Below are 4,886 nucleotides of genomic sequence, written 5' to 3' on the forward strand. Positions count from 1 at the left end.
GGTTCGGGCCGGGCGGCGATGCCGTCCCGGACGATCAGCGTCACGCGGGCCGGGCCGGCCTTCTGCCTGAACGCCATCCCCGCAGCCCGCCGCGGATTGCCGGCGCCGAGCGGGCGCCCAGGAATCCGATGATCGCGGTGCCGAGCAGGAGAAGGGAAGACGGCTCGGGCACGTTGACCGGGGTGGGACCGGGGCCGGGGCCGGGGCTCGGCACGCCGCCGGTATGGCCGTTCACGGGCGGCGGATTGGGGGCCCCGGGGACGGGCGGCAGGCCGGTATCCACCGCGGGCATGAAGGACGGCATGGGTTGGGAGAGAATGTCCGGATTCGGGATCCGATCGGTCACGCCCTGAGGGGCGATATACGGACTCGGGTTGCTCACGCCGCCGACCGGTGTCATCGGCATGGCGACCGGACCCGGGGCACCGGCGATGACGGGCGGCGCCCCGACCGGATGCGGCGGGCGCGGATCCGCGTGACCGGCCAGCGTGAATGCCGCTCCCAGGACGCAGGCGGTGCCGACGACCGCATGAGGGAGTGCCAGCCATGCGGCCCGCGAACCGTGCCAGGGCACCCATCTGCATTGGAGGCGATTCCAAATTTTCATACACGAAATTCCAAAATGCCGTAAAAAAACTATAAAAACTGCCCAAATATCGCTTATCGCGATTCTTGCTGTTTGGCAATATTTCATTAAGAATTTGATCCGCGGCTCCAGCGCCACGGTCAGGCGCGTCGAAGCCCGCCGATCCGGTTGATCAAAAAATCTCTCGCAATCAGAAAGTTATGGGCTGGATCGCAGGTAGGCCACGGCGTGTCCGGCGTTGGAGGGGCGGGGCGCGGCGCCATGAGGGCCGGAGGCGTTGGCCTCGGGCCCCGCGGGGCGGATCAGCTCGCGCCGCGATCCTTCAGCAGGTCGCGGATTTCGGTGAGGAGAAGTTCGGTCGGCGTTGGCGCCGGGGGGGCGGAAGGGGCCGGTTCCGGCGCCTTGTGCAGCTTGCTGATCAGGCGGACCATCCAGAAGATCGCGAAGCCGACGATCAGGAAGTTGAACAGCGTGTTGACGAAGGCGCCGTAGTTCAGCGTGACGGCGCCGGCCTTCTTCGCCGCGGCGAGGGTGGGTTCGGCCGCGCCCTTCAGCGTGATGAAATGGTTCGAGAAATCGACCCCGCCGGTCAGCAGGCCGATGACCGGGTTGATGATGTCGGCGACGAAACTCTTGACGATATTGGAAAACGCGGCGCCGATGACCACGGCGACGGCCAGATCGACCACATTGCCGCGCATCAGGAAGGCCTTGAAGTCATCGACCCAGGCGGGCCGTTTTGGCTTGAACGACTCTGACATCGAATGCTCCCGTCGTGAAAAACGCCCGTTTTGGGGCGAGTGGCCTGGCATGACCGTTGGCCGGTCACGCTGGCGTGCGCGGAGGCTAGCCGGGTTTGCGCGCCGGGGCCAGCCCGATTGCGAGCCGGCGCGCCGCCCAGCGCCCGGCTTCGGCGACGACGGGATCGTCATCGGCGGCGAGGCGCGCGGCGGCGGGGGCGAGTGCGGGATCGGCCGAATTGCCGATGGCGATGGCGACGTTGCGGGCGAGGCGGGCGCGGCCGATGCGCTTGATCGGGCTGCCGGCGAACAGGGCGCGGAAGCCAGCATCGTCGAGGGCGGCGAGATCGGCGAGGCGGGGGGCGAGGAGGTCGTCGCGCGCGGCGAGTTTCTGCTCGCGCCCGGCGGCGGCGAACTTGTTCCAGGGGCAGGCGGCGAGACAGTCGTCGCAGCCATAGATGCGGTTGCCGATGGCGGGACGGAACTCCTCCGGGATCGGGCCCTTGTGCTCGATGGTGAGGTAGGAAATGCAGCGCCTGGCATCGAGCCGGTAGGGGGCGGGGAAGGCATCGGTCGGGCAGGCGGACTGGCAGGCGGTGCAGGTGCCGCAGCGGTCGGGGTGCGGCGGATCGGGCGGCAGGGCCAGCGTCGTCATGATCTCGCCGAGCAGGAGCCACGAGCCGTGGCGGCGGGAGACGAGGTTGGTGTGCTTGCCCTGCCAGCCGAGCCCGGCGGCGGCGGCCAGCGGCTTTTCCATCACCGGCGCGGTGTCGACGAAGACCTTCACTCCTTCGCCGCGCGCGGCGATGAACTGGGCGAGGTGCTTCAGCCGGCCCTTGATGATGTCGTGATAGTCGCGGTTGCGGGCATAGACGGAGATGTTGCCGCGATCGGGGCGGGAGAGGGTCGCGAGCGGGTCGCCATCGGGGGCGTAGGACAGGCCGAGGGAGATGACGCTGACCGCCTCCGGCCAGAGCGAAGCGGGGTCGGCCCGCTGGGCGGCGCGATCCTCCATCCAGCCCATCGTGCCGTGATGGCCGGCGGCGAGATGGGCGCGGAGATTGTCGCGGACGCTCTCGGGCAGGCGGGCGCGGGCGATGCCGATCGCATCGAAGCCGAGAGCGGCGGCGCGGGCGGCGATGGCGGCGCGGAGATCCGCCTCAGCCACGGCCGCGATAGGGCGGCACGCCCTGGTCGGGCAGGTAGGCGCCCTCGGGCGGGGCGCCGGTCTGCCAGAACACGTCGATCGGGATGCCGCCCCGCGGATACCAGTAGGCGCCGATGCGCAGCCAGCGCGGGGCGAGCAGGTCGACCAGGCGCTCGGCGATCATCAGCGTGCAGGCCTCGTGAAAGGCGCCGTGGTTGCGGAAGCTGCCGAGATAGAGCTTGAGCGACTTGCTCTCCACGATCCACGAATCGGGGATGTAGTCGATCACGACATGGGCGAAATCGGGCTGGCCGGTGATCGGGCAGAGCGAGGTGAATTCGGGGCAGGTGAAGCGCACCACGTAGTTCTTCCCCCGGGACGGGGCGGCGACGCGTTCGAGCACCGCGGCCTCGGGCGAGTCCGGCATGCGGCTCTCGCGGCCGAGCTGTTGCAGCGCGTCATAGCGTGTGTCGGTCATCGCCCTGGCTCCATGCGTCGCGGGTGGCGGCGGCGTAGGCGGCGAAGCGTCCGGCCTCGATCGCCTCGCGGGCGCCGCGCATCACCGTCTGGTAATAGCTCAGATTGTGGGTGGTCAGCAGCATCGGGCCGAGCATTTCGTCGCAGCGGAAGAGATGGTGCAGGTAGGCGCGGCTGTGGCGCGCGCAGGCGAGGCAGTGGCAGGCCGGGTCGAGCGGGCGGTCCTCGGCGGCGAAGCGGGCGTTGCGCAGGTTGAGGATGCCGCGCGAGGTGAAGGCGCGGCCGGTGCGGCCGGCGCGGGTGGGCATCACGCAATCGAACATGTCGACGCCGCGGGCGATGCTGCCGAGCAGGTCGTCCGGCGTGCCGACGCCCATGAGGTAGCGCGGGCGGTCGGTGGGCAGCAGGGGGGTGGTGACGTCCAGCGTGTCGAACATCGCCTGCTGGCCCTCGCCGACCGCGAGGCCGCCGATCGCGTAGCCCTCGAAGCCGAGGCCGGTGAGGGCGGCGGCGGATTCGGCGCGGAGATCGGCGAAGACGCTGCCCTGGACGATGCCGAACTGGCCATAGCCGGGGCGCGGTTCGAAGGCCGCGCGGGAGCGTTCCGCCCAGCGCATCGACAGGCGCATCGAGACGGCGGCCTGCTCGTGCGTGGCGGGGAAGGGCGTGCACTCGTCGAAGGCCATGGTGATGGTGGCGTCGAGCGCGTTCTGGATCGCGGTCGAGGATTCGGGGGTGAGGTGGTGGGCGGAGCCGTCGAGATGCGAGCGGAAGGTGACGCCGACCTCGTCGATCTTGCGGAGCTTGGCCAGCGACATGACCTGGAAGCCGCCGGAATCGGTGAGGATGATGCCGGGCCAGTCCATCATCCGGTGCAGCCCGCCAAGGGCGCGGACGCGCTCGGCGCCGGGGCGGAGCATCAGGTGATAGGTGTTGCCGAGGACGATCTCGGTGCCGGTGGCGCGGACGGCGTCCGCCGTCATCGCCTTGACCGTGCCGGCGGTACCGACCGCCATGAAGGCGGGGGTTTCGGCGGTGCCGTGGGCGGTGACCAGGCGGCCGCGGCGGGCGGCGCCGTCCTGCCCGAGATTGTGGAAGGCGAAGCCGGTCATGCGCGCTCCAGCAGCGAGGCGTCGCCGTAGGAATAGAACCGGTAGCCCCGTGCTATGGCGTGGGCATAGGCGGCGCGCATGCGCTCCAGCCCGGCGAAGGCGGCGACCAGCATCAGCAGGGTGGATTTCGGCAGGTGGAAATTGGTCATCAGCCGGTCGACCAGCCTGAAGCGGTAGCCGGGGGTGATGAAGAGCTCGGTCTCGCCGTGCCAGGGGGCCAGCGTGCCGTCATCGGCGGCGGCGGTCTCCAGAACGCGCAGGCTGGTGGTGCCGACGGCGACGATGCGCCCGCCGCGCGCGCGGGTGGCGTTGACCAGGGCGGCGGTCTCCGGGCCGATCAGGCCGCGTTCGGCGTGGAGCTTGTGGCGTTCGAGCTGGTCCTCGCGCACCGGCAGGAAGGTGCCGGCGCCGACATGCAGCGTGACGGTGGCGAGGCCGACGCCGCGTTCGGCGAGGGCGGCGAGGACGGTTTCGGTGAAATGCAGCCCGGCGGTGGGGGCGGCGACGGCGCCCTCCTCGGCGGCGAACATGGTCTGGTAGTCCTGCCGGTCCTGTTCGGAGATGCCGGCGGGGCGGGGGATGTAGGGCGGCAGGGCGAGGCTCGCCGCGCGGTCGAGCATGGCGCGGAAGGTCTCGGCGTCGCAGTCGAAGCGCAGGGTCGCCGAGCCGTCGGGCGCGCGGTCGATCACCTCGGCGGCGATGCCGCCGGCGCCGTCGATCGCGATGGTCTCGCCGGGGCGGGCGCGGCGGGCGTTGCGCAGCAGGACGCGCCAGGTGCCGTCGGCCAGCGGGCGGTCGAGGGTGATGCCGATCCGCGCGTCGCC

At 70.6% G+C, this 4,886-nt stretch carries 6 protein-coding genes; all 6 read right to left on the reverse strand.

What is annotated here, in order from left to right:
- Positions 1-40: 40 nt before the first annotated feature.
- Positions 41-406 (reverse strand): PEP-CTERM sorting domain-containing protein, encoded by a 366-nt coding sequence (locus APM_RS22660; protein ID WP_241763148.1) that lies wholly within the window; start codon positions 404-406, stop codon positions 41-43.
- Between the two features lie 482 nt (positions 407-888).
- Positions 889-1,347: a large-conductance mechanosensitive channel protein MscL gene (gene mscL / locus APM_RS11805; RefSeq protein ID WP_007423609.1), complete on the reverse strand. Its 459-nt coding sequence runs from the start codon at positions 1,345-1,347 to the stop codon at positions 889-891.
- Between the two features lie 85 nt (positions 1,348-1,432).
- On the reverse strand, positions 1,433-2,494 hold the full coding sequence (gene queG / locus APM_RS11810; protein ID WP_007423610.1) for a tRNA epoxyqueuosine(34) reductase QueG: 1,062 nt from the start codon (positions 2,492-2,494) through the stop codon (positions 1,433-1,435).
- Positions 2,487-2,951, reverse strand: a complete 465-nt coding sequence (gene queF, locus APM_RS11815) for a preQ(1) synthase (protein WP_007423611.1) — start codon at positions 2,949-2,951, stop codon at positions 2,487-2,489. Before queF ends, queG begins: the two co-directional genes overlap by 8 nt.
- A complete protein-coding gene (gene tgt, locus APM_RS11820) occupies positions 2,932-4,062 on the reverse strand; it encodes a tRNA guanosine(34) transglycosylase Tgt (protein ID WP_007423612.1) in 1,131 nt (376 codons plus the stop codon). Before tgt ends, queF begins: the two co-directional genes overlap by 20 nt.
- Positions 4,059-4,886: tRNA preQ1(34) S-adenosylmethionine ribosyltransferase-isomerase QueA (gene queA, locus APM_RS11825; protein ID WP_007423613.1), on the reverse strand; the 828-nt coding region annotated here is incomplete at its 5' end. The genes tgt and queA, both read right to left, overlap by 4 nt.

Source organism: Acidiphilium sp. PM, from assembly GCF_000219295.1.
Taxonomy (GTDB): Bacteria; Pseudomonadota; Alphaproteobacteria; order Acetobacterales; family Acetobacteraceae; genus Acidiphilium; species Acidiphilium multivorum.